The sequence below is a fragment of the Microbacterium luteolum genome (assembly GCF_039533965.1).
In the GTDB taxonomy this organism is placed as follows: domain Bacteria; phylum Actinomycetota; class Actinomycetes; order Actinomycetales; family Microbacteriaceae; genus Microbacterium; species Microbacterium luteolum.
The window spans coordinates 1,568,849-1,590,791 of record NZ_BAAAUN010000001.1; the positions used below are offsets into that span (position 1 = coordinate 1,568,849).

Annotated in this window: 25 protein-coding genes; 10 read left to right on the forward strand and 15 right to left on the reverse strand. The window is 69.0% G+C overall.

Annotation, left to right across the window (positions count from 1 at the left end; genetic code table 11):
- Nucleotides 1-32: 32 nt before the first annotated feature.
- Together ABD648_RS07600 and ABD648_RS07605 are read right to left on the reverse strand one after the other, a co-directional pair.
- Nucleotides 33-662, reverse strand: coding sequence for a histidine phosphatase family protein (locus tag ABD648_RS07600; protein WP_282214360.1), 630 nt, complete (start codon nucleotides 660-662; stop codon nucleotides 33-35).
- Nucleotides 662-1,027, reverse strand: a complete 366-nt coding sequence (locus ABD648_RS07605; RefSeq protein WP_282214361.1) for a DUF5684 domain-containing protein — start codon at nucleotides 1,025-1,027, stop codon at nucleotides 662-664. The genes ABD648_RS07600 and ABD648_RS07605 overlap by 1 nt, the downstream gene beginning before the upstream one ends.
- A 173-nt stretch (nucleotides 1,028-1,200) precedes the next feature.
- Here ABD648_RS07605 and aspS point away from each other — a divergent pair, with 173 nt between their 5' ends.
- Entirely contained in the window at nucleotides 1,201-2,982 is a 1,782-nt protein-coding gene (gene aspS / locus ABD648_RS07610; protein ID WP_282214362.1) for an aspartate--tRNA ligase, read from the forward strand.
- Nucleotides 2,983-3,087: 105 nt separating this feature from the next.
- On the opposite strand, the gene ABD648_RS07615 is transcribed toward aspS, so the two are convergent.
- Nucleotides 3,088-3,912, reverse strand: coding sequence for a sulfite exporter TauE/SafE family protein (locus tag ABD648_RS07615; RefSeq protein WP_282214363.1), 825 nt, complete (start codon nucleotides 3,910-3,912; stop codon nucleotides 3,088-3,090).
- Between the two features lie 25 nt (nucleotides 3,913-3,937).
- On the opposite strand from ABD648_RS07615, the gene ABD648_RS07620 reads away from it, so the two are divergent.
- The 6 genes from ABD648_RS07620 (at nucleotide 3,938) to ABD648_RS07645 (ending at nucleotide 8,806) form a co-directional block, all read left to right on the forward strand.
- The gene (locus ABD648_RS07620) at nucleotides 3,938-4,453 is read left to right on the forward strand and encodes a GNAT family N-acetyltransferase (protein WP_282214364.1); all 516 of its coding nucleotides are present in this window, start codon (nucleotides 3,938-3,940) and stop codon (nucleotides 4,451-4,453) included.
- Between the two features lie 134 nt (nucleotides 4,454-4,587).
- Nucleotides 4,588-5,730: an ABC transporter substrate-binding protein gene (locus tag ABD648_RS07625; RefSeq protein ID WP_282214365.1), complete on the forward strand. Its 1,143-nt coding sequence runs from the start codon at nucleotides 4,588-4,590 to the stop codon at nucleotides 5,728-5,730.
- Nucleotides 5,727-6,665 (forward strand): ABC transporter permease, encoded by a 939-nt coding sequence (locus tag ABD648_RS07630; RefSeq protein ID WP_282214366.1) that lies wholly within the window; start codon nucleotides 5,727-5,729, stop codon nucleotides 6,663-6,665. The genes ABD648_RS07625 and ABD648_RS07630 overlap by 4 nt, the downstream gene beginning before the upstream one ends.
- On the forward strand, nucleotides 6,662-7,456 hold the full coding sequence (locus ABD648_RS07635) for an ABC transporter permease (protein WP_282214367.1): 795 nt from the start codon (nucleotides 6,662-6,664) through the stop codon (nucleotides 7,454-7,456). Before ABD648_RS07630 ends, ABD648_RS07635 begins: the two co-directional genes overlap by 4 nt.
- Nucleotides 7,453-8,544, forward strand: a complete 1,092-nt coding sequence (locus ABD648_RS07640) for an ABC transporter ATP-binding protein (protein WP_282214368.1) — start codon at nucleotides 7,453-7,455, stop codon at nucleotides 8,542-8,544. Before ABD648_RS07635 ends, ABD648_RS07640 begins: the two co-directional genes overlap by 4 nt.
- A gap of 85 nt (nucleotides 8,545-8,629) precedes the next feature.
- Nucleotides 8,630-8,806 (forward strand): YegP family protein, encoded by a 177-nt coding sequence (locus ABD648_RS07645; protein ID WP_282214369.1) that lies wholly within the window; start codon nucleotides 8,630-8,632, stop codon nucleotides 8,804-8,806.
- An 86-nt stretch (nucleotides 8,807-8,892) separates the two neighbouring features.
- Here ABD648_RS07645 and ABD648_RS07650 read toward each other — a convergent pair whose 3' ends face one another.
- The 3 genes from ABD648_RS07650 to ABD648_RS07660 are packed head-to-tail and all read right to left on the reverse strand — an operon-like array spanning nucleotide 8,893 to nucleotide 11,289.
- The gene (locus tag ABD648_RS07650) at nucleotides 8,893-9,648 is read right to left on the reverse strand and encodes an amino acid ABC transporter ATP-binding protein (protein WP_282217520.1); all 756 of its coding nucleotides are present in this window, start codon (nucleotides 9,646-9,648) and stop codon (nucleotides 8,893-8,895) included.
- A complete protein-coding gene (locus ABD648_RS07655) occupies nucleotides 9,645-10,442 on the reverse strand; it encodes an amino acid ABC transporter permease (RefSeq protein ID WP_282214370.1) in 798 nt (265 codons plus the stop codon). The genes ABD648_RS07650 and ABD648_RS07655 overlap by 4 nt, the downstream gene beginning before the upstream one ends.
- Nucleotides 10,443-10,476: 34 nt before the next feature.
- Nucleotides 10,477-11,289 carry a basic amino acid ABC transporter substrate-binding protein gene (locus tag ABD648_RS07660; RefSeq protein WP_282214371.1) on the reverse strand — a complete coding sequence of 271 codons (813 nt, stop codon included), beginning with the start codon at nucleotides 11,287-11,289 and terminating at the stop codon, nucleotides 10,477-10,479.
- Between the two features lie 245 nt (nucleotides 11,290-11,534).
- Between ABD648_RS07660 and ABD648_RS07665 the strand changes: the two genes are divergently transcribed.
- Genes ABD648_RS07665 through ABD648_RS07675 form a run of 3 tightly spaced genes read left to right on the forward strand, consistent with a single transcriptional unit; the run spans nucleotide 11,535 to nucleotide 17,369 of the window.
- Nucleotides 11,535-12,137, forward strand: coding sequence for a hypothetical protein (locus tag ABD648_RS07665; protein WP_282214372.1), 603 nt, complete (start codon nucleotides 11,535-11,537; stop codon nucleotides 12,135-12,137).
- Nucleotide 12,138: 1 nt separating this feature from the next.
- Entirely contained in the window at nucleotides 12,139-16,062 is a 3,924-nt protein-coding gene (locus ABD648_RS07670; protein ID WP_282214373.1) for a Pls/PosA family non-ribosomal peptide synthetase, read from the forward strand.
- On the forward strand, nucleotides 16,059-17,369 hold the full coding sequence (locus ABD648_RS07675) for a M1 family metallopeptidase (RefSeq protein WP_282214374.1): 1,311 nt from the start codon (nucleotides 16,059-16,061) through the stop codon (nucleotides 17,367-17,369). The genes ABD648_RS07670 and ABD648_RS07675 overlap by 4 nt, the downstream gene beginning before the upstream one ends.
- On the opposite strand, the gene ABD648_RS07680 is transcribed toward ABD648_RS07675, so the two are convergent.
- From ABD648_RS07680 to ABD648_RS07720, 9 genes are all read right to left on the reverse strand, one after another.
- Nucleotides 17,350-17,982 carry a 4'-phosphopantetheinyl transferase family protein gene (locus tag ABD648_RS07680; RefSeq protein ID WP_282214375.1) on the reverse strand — a complete coding sequence of 211 codons (633 nt, stop codon included), beginning with the start codon at nucleotides 17,980-17,982 and terminating at the stop codon, nucleotides 17,350-17,352. The genes ABD648_RS07675 and ABD648_RS07680 overlap by 20 nt on opposite strands.
- 33 nt (nucleotides 17,983-18,015) lie before the next feature.
- Nucleotides 18,016-18,318, reverse strand: coding sequence for a Dabb family protein (locus tag ABD648_RS07685; RefSeq protein ID WP_282214376.1), 303 nt, complete (start codon nucleotides 18,316-18,318; stop codon nucleotides 18,016-18,018).
- Nucleotides 18,315-18,611, reverse strand: a complete 297-nt coding sequence (locus ABD648_RS07690; protein WP_282214377.1) for a glutaredoxin family protein — start codon at nucleotides 18,609-18,611, stop codon at nucleotides 18,315-18,317. The genes ABD648_RS07685 and ABD648_RS07690 overlap by 4 nt, the downstream gene beginning before the upstream one ends.
- A complete protein-coding gene (locus ABD648_RS07695) occupies nucleotides 18,608-18,910 on the reverse strand; it encodes a rhodanese-like domain-containing protein (protein ID WP_282214378.1) in 303 nt (100 codons plus the stop codon). Before ABD648_RS07695 ends, ABD648_RS07690 begins: the two co-directional genes overlap by 4 nt.
- A 78-nt stretch (nucleotides 18,911-18,988) precedes the next feature.
- Nucleotides 18,989-19,087 carry a 30S ribosomal protein bS22 gene (locus ABD648_RS07700; RefSeq protein ID WP_003792170.1) on the reverse strand — a complete coding sequence of 33 codons (99 nt, stop codon included), beginning with the start codon at nucleotides 19,085-19,087 and terminating at the stop codon, nucleotides 18,989-18,991.
- A gap of 115 nt (nucleotides 19,088-19,202) precedes the next feature.
- Complete coding sequence (locus ABD648_RS07705; RefSeq protein WP_282214379.1) at nucleotides 19,203-19,688, reverse strand: hypothetical protein; 486 nt, start codon at nucleotides 19,686-19,688, stop codon at nucleotides 19,203-19,205.
- 19 nt (nucleotides 19,689-19,707) lie between these two features.
- The gene (locus ABD648_RS07710; protein WP_046013605.1) at nucleotides 19,708-19,899 is read right to left on the reverse strand and encodes a helix-turn-helix domain-containing protein; all 192 of its coding nucleotides are present in this window, start codon (nucleotides 19,897-19,899) and stop codon (nucleotides 19,708-19,710) included.
- Between the two features lie 75 nt (nucleotides 19,900-19,974).
- A complete protein-coding gene (locus tag ABD648_RS07715; protein WP_282214380.1) occupies nucleotides 19,975-20,907 on the reverse strand; it encodes a cyclase family protein in 933 nt (310 codons plus the stop codon).
- A gap of 39 nt (nucleotides 20,908-20,946) precedes the next feature.
- Entirely contained in the window at nucleotides 20,947-21,879 is a 933-nt protein-coding gene (locus ABD648_RS07720; RefSeq protein ID WP_282214381.1) for a TetR/AcrR family transcriptional regulator, read from the reverse strand.
- Nucleotides 21,880-21,943 lie beyond the last annotated feature (64 nt).

Sequence of the window (21,943 nt, forward strand, 5' to 3'; positions counted from 1 at the left end):
CTCCCGGCATCCGGTGGGCGTCAGCTGCAGGGTCACACCGCCCCGACGTCCACCGCCCCATCGGTCGCCGCGGGCTCCGCATAGCCCACTTCGCGCCAGACGTCGCCGACCCGCTCGAACGAGGTCACGCTCGACAGCGCGCAGCGCCGCGTGCGCGGATCATGACGGAGCGGAAGACCCGCGACGCGAAGGTGCGTGATCCAGATCGGAGCCTGGTGCGACACCATCACGACATCGCCGCCGTCGGCGGCATCCCACGCTTCGTCCATGACGCCCAGCATCCGCTCGGCGATCGACGCGTACGGCTCGCCCCAGCTGGGGGTCGCCGGCTGACGCAGGTGCCACCAGTTGAGCGGGTTCATCAGCGAGCGTCGCATCTGCGTGCCCTCGAAGACGTTCGTCGGCTCGATCAGACGGATCTCGATCTCCGGCACGAGATCGAACCGCTCAGCGAACGGCTCGGCCGACTCCTGCGCACGCTCGAGCGGCGAGGAGTACAGTGCCGCGATCGGCCGGTCGAGGGCGGCGACATGGTCCGCCGCCGCCCTCGCCATCCGCCGGCCGGCTTCACTCAGGTGATAGTCCGGCAGCCGCCCGTAGAGCACGCGATGAGGATTGTGCACCTCACCGTGTCTGACGAGATGCAGGCGTTCTCCCGGCATCAGACCTTGTTGTACTGGGCCGAGCCGAAGCCGATGATCAGGTGGCCGATGAAGGGGAACAGCCACAGCAGGAAGAAGGAGAAGACTCCACCCTTTCCGAAGTTCTTGCCTTCCTTGATGGCGACGACGATCGCGAAGACGATGTTGACGATCGGGATCAGATAGAGCAGAGCCGCCCAGCCCGACATGCCGGCGATCTTGACCAGGATCACCCAGTTGACGATCGGGATCAGCGCGAGGATGCCCGGGTATCCCGCCTTCGAGAAGACCTTCCACATCGTGATCGCGTAGATCAGGTAGTAGATCACCGAGATGACGACCGAGCTCGTATTGAAGACCTGCTCGCTGAGCATGTTGGAATCCATGGTTCTCCCTCACTGTTCACCCGACGGTCCCTCGTACCGTCCGTGGCTTTCGGCGTGAGTCTAGCGACTGCGCTCGACTCGTCGTGGTGGCAACGCCCACCCCGCATCGTCGCGTGTTCTCGCGCCCGTAGACTGGGCGGGTTCGCCATTTCCCAGATCAGAAGGAATCCTCCGTGCTTCGCACCCACTCGGCAGGCTCACTGCGAGCCGAGCACATCGGTCAGACCGTCACCCTCTCGGGTTGGGTCGATCGCCGTCGTGATCACGGAGGAGTCGCCTTCATCGATCTGCGGGATGCGTCGGGCATCGCCCAGGTCGTGATCCGCGACGAGGAGATCGCCCATCCGCTGCGCAACGAGTTCGTGCTGCAGGTGACCGGCGAGGTCTCGCGGCGCCCCGACGGCAACGCGAACCCGAACCTGCCGACCGGCGAGATCGAGCTCATCGCGAGCGACGTCGTGGTTCTGAACGAGTCCGCGCCGCTGCCGTTCCAGGTGTCGACGGCCGTCGCCGACACCGAGACGGTCGGTGAAGAGGCGCGCCTCAAGTACCGCTACCTCGACCTGCGCCGCCCGGCTCAGGCGTCGAACCTGCGCCTGCGCTCGAACGTCTACAAGGCGATCCGCGACGTGCTGCACGCCGAGGACTTCACCGAGGTGGAGACCCCGACGCTCACGCGTTCGACGCCCGAGGGCGCCCGCGACTTCCTGGTGCCCGCGCGCCTGAGCCCCGGCAGCTGGTACGCCCTGCCGCAGTCGCCGCAGCTGTTCAAGCAGCTGCTGATGGTCGGCGGTGTCGAGAAGTACTTCCAGATCGCACGCTGCTACCGCGACGAGGACTTCCGCGCCGACCGCCAGCCGGAGTTCACGCAGCTCGACATCGAGATGAGCTTCGTCGACCAGGAAGACGTCATCGCGCTGATGGAGTCGCTCGTCGTCGCGATGTGGAAGACCATCGGCGTCGAGGTCTCGACCCCGCTGCCGCGCCTGACCTACGCCGACGCCATGGCGAAGTACGGCTCCGACAAGCCCGATCTGCGCTTCGGACTCGAGCTGGTCGAGGCGACCGAGTACTTCGCGGAGACGCCCTTCCGCGTCTTCCAGGCGGAGTACGTCGGAGCGGTGCGGATGCCGGGCGGCGCGAGCCAGCCCCGCAAGCAGCTCGACGCCTGGCAGGACTGGGCGAAGCAGCGCGGCGCCCGCGGACTCGCCTACGTGCTCTTCAACGAGGACGGCTCGCTCGGCGGCCCCGCCGCGAAGAACCTGTCCGAGACCGAGCAGGCGGGCCTCGCGGCCTTCGTCGGCGCGGAGCCCGGCGACTGCGTCTTCTTCGCCGCTGGTTCCACCAAGGAGAGCCGCGCGCTGCTCGGCGCCGCACGCGTCGAGATCGGCCGTCGCCTCGGCTACCTGAACCCCGACGAATTCGCGTTCACCTGGGTCGTCGACGCCCCGATGTTCGAGCCTGCGGCGGATGCCGTCGCCTCGGGCGACGTCGCCGTCGGCGCCGGCGCCTGGACCGCCGTGCACCACGCATTCACGGGTCCGAAGCCGGAGTTCGCCGACACGTTCGACATCGACCCCGGCTCTGCTCTGGCCTACGCGTACGACATCGTGTGCAACGGCTCGGAGCTCGGCGGAGGCTCGATCCGCATCCACCGCGAAGACGTGCAGAAGCGCGTGTTCGAGGTCATGGGCATCAGCGACGAGCAGGCCGACGAGCAGTTCGGATTCCTCCTCGACGCGTTCAAGTTCGGCGCCCCACCGCACGGTGGGATCGCGCTCGGCATGGACCGCGTGCTGCAGCACCTGTCGAAGACCGACTCGATCCGCGAGGTCATCGCCTTCCCGAAGTCCGGCAACGGCTTCGACCCGCTGACCGCCGCTCCTGCGCCGATCACCCCGGCGCAGCGCGCCGAGGCCGGCGTCGACTTCGAGCCCGAGGACGACGAGGCCTGACCCACGCGGGGACGGACCTGGGTCCCTGAGCCTGTCGAAGGGCCCGTCACGGGTGCTTCGACAGGCTCAGCAACCCCGGGCAGGGTCAGCAACATACGGTGACGGTCAGATCGACGCGAGCGCAGGCGCGATGTTCTCGTTCCATACGTCGAAGCCGAGCTTGCCGATCAGGCCGATGACGACGACGAGGAACACCACACGGATGAACGTCGTGCCTCGTGAGATCGCCATCCGCGAGCCGAGGTAGCTGCCTGCCACATTCGCCACCGCGAGGATGCCGCCGAGCAGCCACAGCACCGATCCGTTCGGGATGAAGAGCAGCAGCGCGCCCGCGTTCGTGGCGAAGTTCACGATCTTGGCTTTGGCGCTCGCCTGCAGGAAGTCGTAGCCGAGCAGCGCCACGAGGGTGATCACGAGGAACGTGCCGGTTCCCGGGCCGATCATGCCGTCGTAGAAGCCGATCGCGAGCCCCGCGAGCCCCGCCATGACGTGATGCTTGTGCCCCTGGAATCGCAGCTTCGTCGCCGCGCCCATCTGCGGCTTGAACGCGGTGAACAGAGCGACGGCGAGCAGCGCCACCACGATGATGGGCTTGAAGGCAGCCGGCGGCAGGATCGTCGCCACGGCCGCGCCGCCGAAGGATCCGGCGAGCGCGATCCCGGCCATGGGCAGAGCCGTGCGGATGTCGGGTTTCGCCCGCCGATAGTACGTGACACTGCTGGTCGCCGTGCCGAAGACCGATGCGAGCTTGTTCGTCGCGAGCGCCTGGATCGGCGCGATGCCGGGGATCAGCAGCAGAGCGGGCAGCTGCAGCAGGCCTCCGCCTCCGACGACGGCGTCGATCCAGCCGGCCGCGAAAGCCGCCACGACGACGAGGATCAGCATCCCCCAGGTGAGCTGCTCGAGCCCGAGGAGTGCGCCGATGTCCATCCCCTCAGGATGTCAGACTGGGACCATGCTCGACGCGCTCCCCCTCCCGCACCCGATCGACTCCCGCCTGGGCGAAGCGACCGTTCGCAGGGCGACACCGAACGACGCGGATGCCGTCATCGCCTTGCTCGCGGACGATCCGATCAGCGCGGCACGCGGCGATGTGGCATCCGAAGAAGACCGTCCCGCGTATGTCGCGGGGCTCGTCGAGATCCTCGCCGATCCGTCGAACGACCTGCTGGTCGCCGAACTCGACGGCGTGATCGTCGGCACCCTGCAGCTGACGTCGATTCCCGGGATGGCGAGGCGTGGCGCGCGCCGTCTGCTGGTCGAGGCCGTGCGCGTGCGCAGTGACCTGCGCTCCTCCGGCATCGGCTCGGGGATCATGCGCTGGGTATCCGACTCCGCCGCCCCCGCACTCGGAGCCGCGATGGTGCAGCTCACATCCGACGCGAGCCGCATCGACGCCCACCGCTTCTACGAGCACCTCGGCTACGTCGGGTCGCACAAGGGATTCAAGTTCGCCGTGCCGCAGGACTGATCGCCACCGGCATCCGATCCGCCACCACCCGGCCACCCGGCGTTCACCCGCGCCGCGCCGACCGGTAACTCCGCACCCATAGTGTCCTCTCGCAACCCCGAACCGGCCTTCGCCGGTCACCCGAGAGGACATTCATGGCTCGCAACATCCGCCGCGCGCGCATCGGCGCCGGCATCGCCCTGGCCACCACGGCCGTACTCGCGCTCACCGCCTGCTCCGGCGCTGCTGACGCCACCGCCGGTGGCGGCGACTCCGATGTCGACGCGGCATCCGCGACGTCCGTCGCCGACTTCGGCACGTTCGCCGACCTCGAGGCCGCGGCGAAGGAAGAGGGGCAGCTGAACGTCATCGCGCTCCCGCGCGACTGGGCGAACTACGGCGAGATCCTCGACCTGTTCGCCGAGAAGTACCCGGAGATCACGATCAACGAGGCCTCCCCCGATGTCTCGAGCGCCGAGGAGATCCAGGCGGCCGAGACCAACAAGGGCCTCGACACCGCTCCCGACGTGTTCGACCTGGGCCTCACGGTCGCGCTGCAGAACACCGACACCTTCGCTCCCTACAAGGTCGAGACCTGGGACGACATCCCCGAGGCCCTCAAGGAGAAGACCGGTCTGTTCGTCGGCGACTACGGCGGGTACATGTCGATCGGCTACGACTCCTCGAAGTTCGACGCCCCCGAATCGCTCGACGACCTGAAGAGCGCCGACTACAAGGGTGCGGTCGCGATCAACGGCGACCCGACGCAGGCCGGCGCGGCGTTCGCCGCGGTGGGCCTCGCCACGGTCCAGTCCGATGGCACGCTCGACGACTTCCAGCCCGGCATCGACTTCTTCTCCGAGATGCAGAAGGCCGGCAACCTGCTCAAGGTCGACGTCACCACCGCCACCGTCGCCAGCGGCGAGACCCCGGTCGTCTTCGACTGGGACTACCTGAACGCCGCGCACACGGCCGACAACGAGAACTGGAAGGTCGTCGTCCTCGACGGCACCGGTTACGCCGGCTACTACAACCAGGCGATCAACAAGGATGCCCCGAACCCGGCAGCCGCACGCCTGTGGCAGGAGTTCCTTTACAGCGACGAGGTGCAGAACCTGTGGCTCAAGGGCGGCGCACGTCCCGCGCGCATGGAGGCCATGACCGAGGCCGGTACGATCGACGCCGACCTCGCCGCAGCCCTGCCCGAGGTTCCGGCCGAGACGGTCGTCCCGACCGAGGAGCAGTCCACGAACGCCGGCACGCTGCTCGGCGAGAAGTGGGCCGCGGCCGTCCAGTGACGACGATCTCCGTAGCGGGGACGGATGCCGCGGCATCCGTCCCCGTCACCGCCGCCGGGTCCTCGCGTGAAGCGGGGGCCCGGCGGTCCGCGCCCTCATGGGCCTGGCTGGGCCTCGTGCCCTTCGCCGCCTACGTCGTCCTCTTCCTGGCCGTCCCGACCATCCTGGCGATCGGCTCGGGCTTCTTCGCGGACGACGGCAGCTTCACCTGGACCAACGTCTCGGCGCTGGCCGACCCGGTCGTGCTGACCACGTTCGCCAACTCCGCCGGCCTGTCCCTGCTGACCGCCGTCGTCGGTGCCCTCGTCGGCGCCCTCGTCTGCTACGCACTGCTCGGCATGAACCCCGAAGGCGCGGTCCGCTCTATGGTGGATGCCGCGTCCGGCGTGCTCGCGCAATTCGGCGGCGTCATGCTGGCGTTCGCGTTCATCGCGACGATCGGCATCCAGGGCGTCCTCAAACTCTTCCTCCAGGACGCCTTCGGGATCGACATCTACGCGAACGGCACGTGGCTGTACGAGCTGCCCGGCCTGATCCTGCCGTACATCTACTTCCAGATCCCGCTCATGGTGATCACGTTCATGCCCGCACTCGCCGCGCTCAAGCCGCAGTGGTCCGAGGCGAACCTCACTCTCGGCGGCACCCGCGCGAGCTTCTGGCTGCGCATCGGCATCCCCGTGCTCGCGCCCTCTTTCCTCGCCAGCCTGCTGCTGCTGTTCGCGAACGCCTTCTCGTCCTATGCGACCGCCGCGGCTCTCGCCAGCCAGGGCTCGCAGATCGTGCCGCTGCAGATCCGCACCGCCCTCACCAGTGAGACCGTGCTCGGTCGGGAGAACCTCGCCGGGGCGCTCGCGCTCGGCATGATTCTCATCGTCGGAGTCGTGATGGGCCTGTACTCGCTCATCCAGCGCCGAGCCGCGAGGTGGCAGTCATGAACCGGCTCGGCCCCTCGCTCGCGACCCGCTGGGTCATCGGCATCCTCGTGGGCGCCTTCTTCGCCATCCCGCTGGTGTCGACGTTCCTGTTCACGCTGCGTGATCCGTCCGGCGGGATGTCCCTCACGCACTGGGCCGCCCTGTTCGACCCTGCGGCATCCGCCGCGATCAAGCCGATCTGGACCGGACTCGGCAACTCGCTGATCCTGGCGCTCGTCACCGTCCTGATCGTCCTCTTCCTGCTGGCGCCGACGATGATCCTGGTGAACCTGCGGTTCCCGAAGATCAAGCCGGCCTTCGAGTTCGCCGTGCTGCTGCCGATCTCGATCCCGGCGATCGTGCTCGTCGTCGGTCTCGCCCCGATCTACCTGCAGATCGGTCGAGCGCTCGGCACGGGCACCTGGACGCTCGCCTTCGCGTACGGCATCACGGTGCTGCCGTTCGCCTTCCGCTCCATCCAGGCATCGATCGACGCGGCCGATCTGCGCACGCTTGCCGAGGCCGCCCGCTCCCTCGGGGCGAGCTGGCCGACGGTCGTGCTGAAGGTGCTCGCTCCGAATCTGCGCCAGGGTCTGCTCGCGGCATCGCTCATCTCCATCGCCGTCGTGCTCGGCGAATTCACGATCGCCTCGCTCCTGAACCGCCAGGTGTTCCAGACCGCGATGGTGGTCGTCCAGAAGCAGGACCCGTACGCGCCGGCGATCTTCACCCTGCTGGCGCTGGTCTTCGTCTTCGTCCTGCTCCTCGTCATCGGCCGCGTCGCCCGCGGCACCGGAAAGGCCCGATCATGACCCTCGACCACGCCCTCCCCCGCACGAAGGACAACGTGCTGCTCGCCGAAGCCGGCGAAGGCACCCGCGTCGAACTGCAGGGCATCGTGAAGAGCTATGCCGGCACCCGCGTGCTGCACGGCGTCGACCTCGACATCGCCCCCGGCGAGTTCGTCTCGCTGCTCGGCCCGTCCGGGTGCGGCAAGACGACGCTCCTGCGTGTGCTCGCCGGCCTCGAGGGTGCCGACGAGGGAGCCGTGCTGCTCGGCGGCGGAGACGTGTCGCGCGTGCCGACGAACAAGCGCGACATCGGCATGGTCTTCCAGTCCTACTCGCTGTTCCCGCACCTGCGCGTGGTCGACAACACCGCGTTCGGCCTGCGCCGGCGTGGAGCCGGGAAGGCGGATGCCGCGAAGCGCTCGCTCGACGCCCTCGCGCTCGTCGGTCTCGCGGATTTCGCCGATCGCTTCCCGCATCAGCTCTCGGGCGGTCAGCAGCAGCGGGTCGCGCTCGCACGCGCACTGGTCACCGAGCCCAAGGTGCTGCTCCTCGATGAGCCGCTGTCGGCCCTCGACGCGAAGGTGCGCGTGCAGCTGCGCGACGAGATCCGCCGCATCCAGCTGCGCCTCGGCATCACGACCGTCTTCGTGACGCATGACCAGGAGGAGGCCCTCGCCGTCTCCGACCGGATCGCGGTGATGAACTCCGGCCGGATCGAGCAGATCGGCTCGCCGGAGCAGCTGTACACGACCCCCTCGACGGCCGGCGTCGCGGCGTTCGTCGGACTGTCGAGCGTCGTCTCCGGCGTCGCCGAGGGCGATCACGTCATGGTGTGGGGGCAGGCGCTGCCGCTGCAGACGCCCGCCGACGGTCCGGTCGACGTGTACCTGCGGCCCGAGAACGTGTACTTCGCCTCCGAAGCGGATGCCGCGACCGACGCGCTGGTCGAGGAGAGCACGTTCCTCGGGAGCATGCGACGCACACTCGTGCGGACGGAGTCGGGCGAGCTCGTCCGCGTGCAGCACGCCCCCGGCATCCATCCCTCCTTCGGCGACCGCGTGCGCATCGCCGTCGCTCCGGAGCCCGTCGCGGTGCATCCGCGCGGCTGATCCGCCTCTTCCCTCCGATATACGGGTGGGGATAGCGTGAGGGCGAAGGGTCGATCTCCCGGCCCAGCAGAGAGAGGACGCCTCCATGGCAGGCAAGTTCGAGCTGTACACCGACAAGTCCGGCGGGTACCGCTTCCGTCTGAAGGCCGGCAACGGCGAGGTCATCGCGACCAGCGAGAGTTACACCACGAAGGCCGCCGCGAAGAACGGGATCGAGTCCGTCCAGAAGAACGCGCCGGGCGCCGACGTCGTCGAGGTCTGACAGCTCGCTCCTCGCCGAGCGAGGAGCCCCGCAGCACGCGAAACGCCTCATGCTCCGCGGAGCATGAGGCGTTTCGTCTCAGCGGGTCACAGCACGCGGGACAGGAAGTCCTTCGTGCGCTGGTTCTGCGGGTTCCCGAGGACCTCGCGCGGATCGCCCTCCTCGACGATGTGACCGCCGTCCATGAAGATCAGGCGTGAGCCGACCTCACGGGCGAAGCCCATCTCGTGCGTGACGACGAGCATCGTCATGCCCTCGTCCGCGAGGGAGCGCATGACCTGCAGCACCTCGCCGACGAGCTCGGGGTCGAGCGCCGAGGTGGGCTCGTCGAACAGCATCATGTCGGGGTTCATGCAGAGCGCCCTGGCGATCGCCACGCGCTGCTGCTGACCACCCGACAGGTGCCCCGGATAGGCGTCGGCCTTCTCCGCCAGACCCACGCGGGCGAGCATCGCGAGCGCGACCTTCTCGGCCTCGACCTTGGAGCGCTTCTTCACGCGCTGCTGCGCGATCATGAGGTTGCCCATGACGTCGAGGTGCGGGAACAGGTTGAAGCTCTGGAACACCATGCCGATGCGCGTGCGCACGCGGTCGATGTCGACGTCGGGGTCGGTGATGTCGATGCCCTCGATGAGCACCTTGCCGCCGGTCGGCTCCTCGAGCAGGTTCACGGACCGCAGCAGCGTCGACTTGCCCGACCCCGAGGGGCCGATCACGCAGACGACCTCGCCGGCGGTGACCGTGAGATCGATGCCCTTGAGCACCTCGTTGTCGCCGAAGCTCTTCACGAGCCCCTGCAGGTCGATCGCCGGGGCGTGCACATCAATCAGGTCGGTGATCATCGCTGCTTCGCCATCCGTCGTTCCAGCCACGCACTGAAGCGTGTGAGGGGGATCGTCACGATCAGGTACAGGATCGCCGCCATGATCAGCGGCGTCGCGTTCGTGTTCTGCGTCGCCGCGTCACGGGCGAAGTTGGTGAGCTCCTTCGACCAGATGAAGGTTCCCGCCACGAAGAGCAGCGAGGTGTCCTTCAGCAGCAGAACGAACTCGTTCGTCAGCGGCGGGATGATGATCCGGAATCCCTGCGGCACGATGATCCAGAAGGTGGTCTTCATGGGCGACATGCCGAGGGAGCGCGCCGCCTCGGTCTGGCCCTTCGGGACCGCCTGGATGCCGGCGCGGATCGTCTCCGCCATGTAGGCGGACGCCACGAGGATCAGACCGATCAGTCCCAGGACGACAGGACCGCCGAGATCGCGCCCCGAGATGCCGAGCGCGATCGGCAGGATGAAGGCCACCGCGAAGATCGTGAGGATCGCGGGGAGCCCGCGGAACAGCTCGATCCACGCCGTTGCGATCCACCGGAACGGCCCGATGCTCGACAGCTTGAGCAGTGCCAGCACGACGCCGAGCACGAGCCCGGCGACGAACGCCACCGCCGTGAACCACAGGGTGTTGACGAGCGCGGTCGTGATGATCCCCGGGAACATCTTGATCGCGACTTCGGGGTTGAAGAACAGCGGACCGATCTTCGCCCAGTCAGTGCTGACCGCCGCCCAGACGACGACGGCGATCAGCACCACGTAGACGATGTACCGATAGAGCTTGCTCTTCGTGCTGCGCCTCGACGCCATTGTCAAGGTCTCCTTGCTCTACGCTGCTCGCCGATTACTTCGCGGTGAAGTAGTTGTCGTAGATCGTCTGGTAGTCGCCGTCGTCCTGCAGCTCCTTCAGCGCGCCGTTGATCGCCTCGCGCAGCTCGTCCTTCTCGCCCTTGGCGAAGGCGAAGCCGTAGGACTCGCCGGTCTCGTACTCCTCGACGATCTTGTAGGCCTTGTCGGCCTTCTCGTGCTCGAGGTTCACCGGCTGGTCCTGCAGGATGGCGTCGATCTGGCCGGCCTGCATCGCGGGCCACAGCTCGCCGTCGGAGGGGTACTGCACGAGCTGGGCGCCGGTCGCGTTCTCGGTCGCGTAGGCCTCGCCCGTCGTGCCCTGCTGCACGCCGACGTTCTTGCCGGAGAGGTCGTCGATCGACTTGATGCCCGAGTCGGTGCGCACGAGCAGCGACTGCAGCGACTCGTAGTACGGGTCGGAGAAGTCGATGTTGGCCTTGCGCTCGTCGGTGATCGTCATGGCCGAGGCGCCGATGTCGCAGGTGCCGGCCGCGAGGGTCGTTCCGGACTGGAGCGCGTCGAATCCGACGTCCTGGACGGAGAGCTTGAGGTCGAGCTTCTTGGCGATCGCGTCGAGCAGGTCGATGTCGAAGCCCGTGTAGCCGGTGCCGTTGTCGCCACCCTCGAACTCGAAGGGAGCGTAGGGGATATCGGAGCAGACCGTCAGCGTCCCCGCCTCGACCAGGCCGTACTCGTCGCCCGCGGCGGGCTCCCCGCCGGAGTCACCGGCGCCCGTGGCGCAACCGGCGAGGGCGAGGGTGGCGGTCGCCACGAGAGCGAGGCCGGCGAGGATGTTGCGACGTTGCATGTCGACTCCAGAGTGAGACGAGGGCAATGACGCCCACGGACAGGTAGGTGATCATCTAAACATGCGGCTCGTCGCGCCGACCAACGGGAGGGTACTGCGGCGGATCACATTTGTGTTGCAAGTGTGACGAATCATGACGTACCCGACGGGACGCAGCGGGCGCGGCACCGGCTGTTCACCTCGAGTGACTATCCTCTGTGCCCAAGACATGAGCGACGACGCTCCGGATGCAGGGAGAACAGATCATGGCAAAGAAGACCACCGCACAGCGCACCGCAGAGGCCGCTGTCGACGCCGCCAAGGATGCGGCGAAGGATGCGAAGAAGCTGATCAAGTCGCTGCCGAAGAAGGCCGCGAAGAAGCTCAAGCCGCTCGTGGAGGACGCGAAGGACGCGTCCAAGGTGTCGAAGAAGAAGGTCGCCGACAAGCCCAAGAAGGTGACCAAGTCGGCCACCGCGGCGACCGAGAGTCTGCAGGTCGCCACCGCCCGGTTCGAGGCCGCGAAGAAGGCGGACAAGAAGAAGGCCGACCTGAAGAGGGCGGAGAAGAAGGCCGAGAAGAAGGCGGACGAGAAGTCCCGCGCTCCGAAGAAGACGGCTCCGACGAAGGGTGCCGTGATCGCCCCGGCCCCCGTCGACGCACCTGCCGCGACGCCCGCCCCGGTCGTCACGCCGACGCGTCGCGTCAAGACGCCGGTGATCAAGGCGCCCGCCGTCGAGGCACCAGCATCCACGGGCGATCTGAGCGCGCTCACGGTCGTCGAACTGCGGTCCCGCGCCCGTGCCGCCGGACACGTCGGCTACTCCCGCCTCTCGAAGGCGGCACTGATCGACCTCCTTGCGCGTTGACGTGCAGACGGCGCTGGACCGCAGCGCGGAGGCACCGCCGCCCCGGACGCTCATCGACATCCTCCGCGAGACGACCGCGCGGCATCCCGAGGCGTCGGCGATCGAAGACGCAGACGGCGCCCTGAGCTACGCCGAGCTGCTGGCGAGCGTCTGGCGCACCGCCGCGCTGCTGCACGCGCAGGGCGTTCGTGCGGGCGATCGCGTCGGCATCCGCATGGCGTCGGGCCGACGTGAGCTGTACATCGCGATCCTGGGCACGATGGCGGCGGGAGCGGCGTACGTGCCGGTCGACGCCGACGACCCCGAAGAGCGCGCCGACCTCGTGTTCCGTGAGGCCCGTGTCACCGGCACCATCACCGGCGGCGGCGTGTACCACCCCGCCGACGCCGCACCGTCGTCCGATCTCTTCGACAGTGAGAACCCGCACCCGAGCACGGCCGCCGTCCCGGTCATCGCGCCACCGACCGTCGAGGACGACGCCTGGATCATCTTCACCTCCGGCTCGACGGGCGTCCCGAAAGGGGTCGCGGTGTCGCATCGCTCTGCCGCCGCCTTCGTCGACGCCGAAGCCCGGCTGTTCCTGCAGGACGCTCCGCTCGGCCCGGGTGACCGTGTGCTGGCCGGGCTGTCGGTCGCCTTCGACGCCTCGTGCGAGGAGATGTGGCTGGCCTGGGGCCACGGCGCCTGCCTGGTGCCCGCTCCCCGTGCGCTCGTGCGCTCCGGTGAGGATCTCGGCCCGTGGCTGCTCGGCCACGGCATCACGGTCGTGTCGACCGTCCCGACGCTCGCCGCCCTCTGGCCGCAGGATGCGATCGAGAACGTGCGCCTGCTCATCTTCGGCGGAGAGGCATGCCCACCTGAGCTGGTGACCCGCCTCGCCTCCGACGGCCGGGAGGTCTGGAACACGTACGGTCCCACCGAAGCCACCGTCGTCGCGTGCGCCTCCCTGATGGACGGGGCAGGTCCCGTGCGCATCGGACTGCCGCTGGACGGCTGGTCGCTGGCGGTCGTCGACGGCACCGGCGAGCGCGTCGCCGAGGGAGAGACCGGAGAGCTCATCATCGGCGGCGTCGGGCTCGCGCGATACCTCGACCCCGCGAAGGATGCCGAGAAGTATGCCGCCATGCCGTCCCTGGGCTGGGACCGCGCCTACCGTTCCGGCGACCTCGTCCGCTTCGAGTCCGATGGCCTGATCTTCCAGGGCCGCGCCGACGACCAGGTCAAGATCGGCGGGCGTCGCATCGAACTGGGCGAGGTCGAATCGGCGCTGCAGGCCCTCACCGCGGTGTCCGCGGCGACCGTCGTCGTCCAGAAGACCGAGACCGGCATGTCGGTCCTCGTCGGCTACGTCGTGCCCGACGAGGGGTTCGACCGCCAGATCGCGCGCGCCGAGCTCTCCGAGACGCTGCCCGCTCCGCTCATCCCGCTCCTCGCGACGGTGGACGATCTGCCGGTGCGCACCTCCGGCAAGGTCGACAAGGCTGCTCTCCCGTGGCCGCTCGATTCCGGGGACGCCGGAGACTCGTCGCTCTCCGGCACATCGGCCTGGCTGGCCGAGCAGTGGTTCGCGGTGCTCGGCATCCGTCCGGCCGATGAGGACGCCGACTTCTTCCAGCTGGGTGGCGGCTCGCTCGCCGCCGCCCAGCTCGTCTCGCGCCTGCGGACGCGCGCCCCCGAATTCACCATGACCGACGTCTATGATCTTCCGCGGCTGCGCCAGATGGCGGATGCCGTCGAAGAGGAGACCGACGCTGAGGCCGAGCACGAGGAGCGCGTCTTCAGCCAGCCTCGGCCGACCCCGCGCAGGATGCAGTGGGTGCAGACGATCGCCGGGTTCCCGCTCTTCGTCTTCACCGGCATCCGCTGGCTCCTCTTCCTCCTCGCCGCGAGCTGGCTGCTGCGACTCTCTCCCGGGTTCGAGTTCCTCCCCGACGTCTCGGGATGGGTCGTGCTGGTGGGCCTGCTCGTCTTCGCGACTCCGCTGGGCAAGATGACGATCGCGGCGACGGCCGCCCGGCTCCTCCTCGCCGGGGTTCGCCCGGGAGACTATCCCCGCGGCGGCGGCGTGCACCTGCGCCTCTGGCTCGCCGAGCAGATCGCGCAGCAGGTCGATCCGGTCGGCCTCGCCGGAGCACCGTGGGTCGTGTACTACGCACGCGCGCTCGGCGCCCGCATCCACCGGGACGTCGACCTGCACACGGTGCCCCCGATCACCGGGATGCTCGACATCGGGGCCGGAGCATCGATCGAGCCCGAGGTGGACCTCACGGGCTACTGGATCGACGGCGACACGGTGCGCATCGGCAGCATCCGGATCGGCGCGGATGCCACGGTCGGCGCCCGCAGCACGCTCGCCCCCGGCACCAAGATCGGCCGGAGAGCCGAGATCGCCCCCGGATCGGCGGTCTTCGGTCGGGTGCGCGCGGGTCAGCGTTGGGCCGGTTCTCCCGCGGCCCGCACGGGTGGGCTCTCCCAGCCTTTCGCTCCGACGCGCCCGCCGAGCAAGCGCCGCTGGCTGTGGGCGTACGCGGCGTCGTCCGCCGCCCTCGGCGTCCTGCCGCTTCTCGCGTTCGGCGCCGGTGGTGCTCTCCTCGCGTCCGGGATCCGCGGCGCCGATTCGCTGCTCGCCGCGGTGCCGGGGATCCTCGCGATGCTCGTGCCGGCCGTGCTCCTCACCGGTGCGGTCTTCGCGGTCGTCGTGCTCGTCCTCGTCCGCCTGCTCGGCATCGGGCTGGCGGAGGGCATCCATCCCGTGCGCTCCCGGGTCGCCTGGCAGGCGTGGACGACCGAGCGGCTGCTCGACTCGGCCCGCACGTTCCTGTTCCCGCTGTACTCCAGCGGGTTCACCCCGCTGTGGCTGCGCGCCCTCGGCGCCGACGTCGGCCGCGACGTCGAGGCGTCGACCGTGCTGCTGATCCCGAAGCTCACGACGATCGCCGACGGCGCCTTCCTCGCCGACGACACCATGGTCGCCACGTATGAGCTGCAGGGCGGTTGGATGCGGTTGGCGAACGCCAGGATCGGCAAGCGCGCCTTCCTCGGCAACTCGGGGCTCGCCGCGGGTGGGCACAACGTCCCGAAGGATGGTCTGGTCGCCGTCCTCTCGGTGGCCCCGCTGAAGGCCAAGGCCGGATCGTCCTGGTTGGGCTCGCCCGCCACCCGTCTGCGGCGCGTGGTCAACGATGCCGACCTCGAGCGCACGTATCGTCCCCGCAGCGGCCTGCGGGTCGCTCGAGCCCTCTGGGAGGCGGGCCGGATCGTCCCGGTGTTCGTCACCTGCGCGATCGGGCTGGCGGTGATGCTGACCCTGGCCGCCCTCATCGAAGCGGTCGGCCTGGCGTGGGCTGTCGCGCTCTCTCCCGCCGTGATGCTGGCCGCCGGTGCCTTCGCGGCGTTGATCACCTCGGCCGCGAAGTGGGTCATCGTCGGTCCGATCCGTGCCGGCGAGCATCCGCTCTGGTCGAGCTTCGTGTGGCGCACCGAGGTGTCGGACACCTTCACGGAGATGGTCGCCGCACCCTGGTTCGCCAACGCGGCATCGGGCACACCCGCTCTCGCGATCTGGCTGCGCACCCTCGGCGCGAAGATCGGCCGAGGGGTCTGGACGGACAGCTACTGGCTTCCCGAACCCGACCTGGTCACCCTCGGCGACGGCGCGACCGTGAACCGCGGATGTGTGGTTCAGACGCATCTGTTCCATGATCGTGTGATGAGCATCGATTCCGTGACCCTCGAGAACGGTGCGACCCTGGGGCCGCACAGCGTCATCCTGCCTGCGGCGACGATCGGCGCGGATGCCACGGTGGGCCCGGCCTCTCTCGTGATGCGCGGAGAGTTCGTGCCCGTCGGGAGCCGGTGGAGCGGCAACCCGATCGGCCCCTGGCGGGCCGTCAAGGTGCGTTCGTACCAGGCCTCCGACGCATGACCGTCGACCCCTACACCCCGCACAGCGGAGACCGCCGCTTCGGGGTGCTGCACTACGACCTCTCGATCGACTACCGGGTGCCGACGAATCGCCTCGTCGGCACGGCCACGCTGCAGGTGCGGATGCAGGAGGCGGCGAAGCACATCTCGCTCGACCTCGTCGGGCTCAAGGCCACGAAGGTGCGGGTGAGCGGGGACCGCGGCGCGACCTTCCGGCAGGATCAGCGCCGCATCAGGGTGGACTTCGGCACCGAGCGAGCGGCGGGCGACGAGTTCACGGTCACGGTGGACTACTCGGGAGCACCGGCCCCGCGCCGCACCCGCTGGGGGATGATCGGCTGGGAGGAGCTCGAAGACGGCGCCCTGGTCGCCTCGCAGCCGACCGGCGCCGCGACGTGGTTCCCGTGCAACGACATCCCCTCGGACAAGGCCACGTACCGGCTGGAGTTCACGGCGGACCCGGAGTACACGGTGGTCAGCGGCGGGGCGGCGACCCGTTCGACGCAACGCGGACGCACCCGCTGGACGTTCCAGCAGACGCTGCCCACGGCGACGTACCTCATGACGGTGCAGATCGGCCAGTACGCGGATGAGAGGGTCGCGCTCGGCGACACCCCTGGTCGGCTCTACTTCCCGACGGCGCTCGCTCCGCGTGTGCGCGCGGACTTCGCTCCCCTCGACGAGATGATGCGCGTCTTCGTCGAGGCCTTCGGTCCGTACCCGCAGGACTCGTACAAGGTCGTCGTCACGCCGGACGATCTCGAGATCCCGCTCGAAGCGCAGGGCATGGCGATCTTCGGTGCCAACCACATCGACGGGGCGCAGAGCTGCGAGCGGCTGATCGCGCACGAGCTCGCGCATCAGTGGTTCGGCAACAGCGTCGGGGTGAGCCGCTGGCAGGACATCTGGCTGAACGAGGGGTTCGCCTGCTACGCCGAATGGGTGTGGTCCGAGGCCTCGGGAGGTGCGACGGCGCATGCGAAGGCGCGAGCCCACCACGCGCGCCTCGCGGCTCTTCCGCAGGACCTGCTGCTGTCCGACCCCGGCCCCGCCGACATGTTCGACGACCGCGTCTACAAGCGCGGGGCGCTGGCCCTCCACGCGCTGCGGCTCACGATCGGCGACGGACTCTTCTTCACGGTCACGCGCACCTGGGCGTCCCGCTTCGAAGGACTCGCCGTGACGACCGACGACTTCCTCGGCCTGGTCGACGAGATCGCCGGAGCAGAAGGACGCGCGCTGATGCGGGCATGGCTCGACGATCTGCCGCTTCCTGCTCTTCCCCCGGTCAGCCGCGCGCGACGCTGAGCGTATGGCCGTCCGGGCCGGGCAGGGTCGCGACCTGAACGGGCGATCGGCGTCCGGGAAGCACGGCCGACCACACGAGCGGTCCCGCGCCCTGCGGGACCGAGCGCGCCGGTTCCAGCCGCACGGTGTTCGGATCGATCTCCACCCCGCGCCCATCGGCCTTCACGGCCGCTTCGATGCGGGTCCAGCCGGCCAGGTCGGGGGTGCTCCCCGCCGGGAACATCGGCCCGAGCTCCGCGACGCGGTCCTCCGCGGAGTTCCGCTCGAGATCGACGCCCAGCGGCGTCGATCCCCTGGACACCGCGACCGCTACCAGATCCTCCGCGTGGCTGACGCTGAGCACGAAGCCCGGCGTGCGCGGCGCGGCGTGATCCTCACCGCACCGCGCGCACGAGCTGTCGAGCGGCACGTCGTCGCCCCCACCGAGACCGACGACGAGCGTGCGGATCAGCGCGCGCCCCGCCAGGAATCCCGCGGCTCGCGCCCCGCTCAGCTGCCGGTATCTCGCGAGTTGACGCTCTCCCATCGCCGCGAGATCCGCCTCGGTGAAGTCACCGAGGTCGGCGACGCGCGCCCAGGCGATGGTCGCGCCGTGCCAGGTGATCTCTTCCATGCCGTCGCCGCCGCACCGGTCGGGCGGCGCCGGTCAGACCTCGAAGTCGACGGCGACGCGCGACGAGACGACCGAGCGCACGTAGGCGACGACCTCCTCGTGCGCGGGGTGCACCTGATACTCCTCGAGCGCGTCGATCGAGGCGAAGTCGGCGACCAGGGTCACATCCCAGTTCGCGTCGGGGTACGCCATGTTGGCGCCGGCGGAGATCGACAGCAGCTGCGGCACCACGCCGTCGAGGGCGTTGAGGCGACGGGCGACCTCGGCCGCCTGCGCGCTGCGCTCTGCGGCATCCTCGGCCGCGAGCTTCCAGGTCACCACATGGCGGACGGTCATCTCGACTCCTTCTGATCGCTGAGCGCGACGGCGCGGACGGACTCTTCGAGCGCGAGGCGCAGCCGGTCGGGCGACACCCGCCAGTGCGCGTGGAGTTCTCCGTCGATGAGCACCACCGGGATCTTCTCCCACCACAGCTCGTACAGGGCCGGGTCGTCCGTGATGGAGACCTCGGCGATCTCGATCTGCTCCGCCGCGGCATCCGGCAGCTCGGCGACGACGGCGTCGATCACCTCGGAGGCGACATCGCAGAGGTGGCAGTCGGGCTTGCCGATCAGGGTCAGCGTGGTCACGCCGACGGCACCTCGACCTCGCGACCCTGGGCGATCCATTCCCCGGTGCCGCCCTCGACGTTCGTCACGTCGTAGCCGCGCGCCTCGAGCGCCTCGACGACTCGAGCCGAACGACCGCCCATCTGGCAGATCACGTCGAATGCCTCGCCGGGCAGCTCTTCCAGGCGGTTGCCGATCTCGGACATCGGGATGTTGACCGCACCGGGCACGTGGCCCGCCGCGAACTCGTCCTTCTCGCGCACGTCGACGAGCGGCGTGGTGGAGCGCTCGGCGAGCTCGGTGACGGTGATCGACTTCATGACGTCCTCTCGACGGTGCAGACATGCGGGCAGAGACACAAAGCGCCCGTCCGAAGACAGGCGCTCGTGTCTGGCCGCTTACTTCTTGTTGCGGCGCTGGTGGCGAGTCTTACGAAGCAGCTTGCGGTGCTTCTTCTTCGCCATGCGCTTGCGGCGCTTCTTGATGACAGAACCCACGGAAACCTCACTAAGTCAGCGGCTGGGCGTCGCGCAAAATCGGACGCCCGGGTAACGGGCACGAAAAAATGCCTCGGATCAGTCTAGCAAACCCGAGCGGGCTCTCTGTGCGGTCTCAGTCCGGGACCTCGTCCGAGACCAGGAACCGCCACACCAGAGCGTGTCCGAGAGCGACCAGCGCGATGAGGAGCAGCGCCTCGACCTGGATACCGGTGAGGCCGAGAGGTGTCACGAGCTGAGGCGCGACGCCGATGACGGCGATCGCCGCGTACACGACCACGGACCCGATCTGCGTCCAGCGGATCGCCGCGGAAGTGCCGTCGCGACCGGCCTGCGCGACCAGGCGGACCATGGATGCCCCGCCGACGACGGCGACGACCACGAACGACATGCGCCACAGCAGGGGGTTCTCGGTGCCCCCGACCTGCGCGAACAGGCCCATCAGGGCCGGGAGAAGGAAGGAGAGATAGACGCCGCCGATCGTGCGCCGCATCGCGGGGTCGGCTGTCCAGTCGCGTCGGGCACGGACGACATTCCACCAGAGCCCCGTGAGTGTGAAGCACGTGGTGGAGAAGAGGGCGTAGAACGTGCTGACATCCACGGCATCCTCTCCTCAGTCGTCAGCCGACGTCGGCGATGGGTCGCTGCAGCGCGTCTGCGACGGCGGACTCGGGCACGCGGTAGCTGCGGCCGAAGCGGATGGCGGGCAGCTCGCCCGCGTGGACGAGCCGATACACGGTCATCTTCGACACGCGCATGAGCTCGGCGACCTCGGCCACTGTGAGGAACCGGACGTCAGGTACTTCGGGCATCCCACGTACCCCTTTCTCGATGTGCACACTCTATGGGGTGGGTGGGACACCTGTAAACCCATGTGGCTCGTGTGATCAGTGAGGTGCGGCGACCGTCGCGAACGCGCGGACGGGAAATGTGCCGAAGCCGCGCACCGCGGGAGGTGCCGCGGTGAACCGGGCGCCCCGCGGCGGCACCGCGTCGAGCCCGGTCAGATGCTCGACGACGTGAACCCCGGCGGCGAGCAGGATGCTGTGCGCCGGCCTCTCCCCTCCGCTCTCGGTGTCGTCGATGTTGAGCGCATCGATGCCGACGAGCCGCACGCCCGCGTCGACCAGGAAACGGGCCCCATCCTCGGTGAGGAACGGCGAGCCGACGCCGTACGCCGGCGTCCCGAAGTGCCGGTCCCAGCCGGTGTCGAGCAGCACGGCGGCGCCGCGGAGGTCGCGATCCGCGAGAGTGATCGCCGCGATGCCGCGCCGCTCGGCGGTCCAAGCATCCCGCAGATGGAAGACCTCGGCCGGCAGATCGACGAGGGTGTCGAGGTCGAGCGATGCCAGGTCACCGCCGTCCGCGTAGCGGTGGAACGGCGAGTCGATATAGGTGCCGGTGTTCCCGATCATGGTGATGATGTCCATCGCGAACTCGGTGCCCGGCGCGTACCTGGCTCGCGAGTCCTCGCGCGTGAGATGCGACGTGATGGTGGGCGCCGGAAGGCCGGGGTAGGTGACCAGCCCCGCCTCGATCGGGTGGCTGAGATCGATGACGCGCCTCGCGGCGGGGGCGTCGATGTCGCCCTGTGCGTCGACACCTCGACTGCCGCGATGCGTCTCGGCGACGATCAGGAGGTCGCGGATCGTGACCTCGCTGACGAGCGCCAGGCCCAGGTGCGCCACCAGAAGCGCGCCCACCTGATCCGACGTCATCTCCTCGCGCGGCACGTCGAGACGGAAACCCTCACCCTGCATGCCGCCGCCGTTGGCGAAGGCGATCGCGAAGTCGAAATGCGCTCTGAAGTCGGTCGTCATCCCCCCATCTTGCAGGCGACTCGGCGCCCGAGGCGCGTGTCAGCCGATCTTCTTCGCCTTCGCGAGTCGCTCTCCGGCCTCGCGCAGGGTCTGTCGCTCGATCTTGCGCGCCGTGCGCAGCATCTTCTCGGCTTCGCGGACGGCCTTCTGCGCCTCACGGAGCCGGCGGTCGCCGGCGAGTTCGGCCGGGTCCAGGGCGACCCACTCCCCCGCGGGATCACGCGGTTCGCCACGATCGAGCGTCGAGATGTAGGCGGCGACACCGTCGAGCATCCGTTCCACGCCGAACCGGAAGGGGTCGGCCGGGGAGAGGAACACGTCCTCCTCGATCGCGCGGCGAAGAGCCGGGAACTCGTCGGCGGTGATCACGCGGTCGTAGAGCGTCGCCTCGCGCACGGCGACCTCTTCGGGGGTGAGCCCGGAGCCGCGGGACTGCGCGGTGTAGCCGGCCTGGACGATCCCGCACCACCGCGCGTCGCCGGTCACCGCCAGCGCGACGGAGATCCGCTCATCGGCGCTGAGAGGCGTGCTCTCGAGCGCGGCGAGCGATGCGTCCAGCCACGCGGAGCTGTTCGGCGTGATCGGCGACCCCGTGATCGGCACGGACAGCATCCAGGGATGCCGGAGATACAGGAGCACCTGCTCCTCGTAGAGGGCGAGCAGCCGATCCCGCCAGCCGTCGGCTTCGAGGTGGCTCTCCGGCGGCAGCCCGGTCGCCTGCTCCTGCATCAGCAGCAGCAGGTCGTCCTTCGCACTCACGTAGCGGTAGAGCGACATCGGCGTGAAGCCGAGCTTGGCGGCGACGGCGGCCATCGAGACGGCGCCGATGCCCTCGGCGTCCGCCAGTTCCACGGCCGCATCGACGATCTTCTCGACGCTCATCTCGCGCTTGGGCCCCCGCTGCGGATCGGCGGCCACGCCCCAGGCGAGCGCGATCCCCCGCGGCAGCTCCGGCGGCTCGGTCTCAGTCATGCGCTCATCCTACTTCTGTTTATTTGATAAACAGTGTGTTACGGTCATACACAGTTGTTTCGGA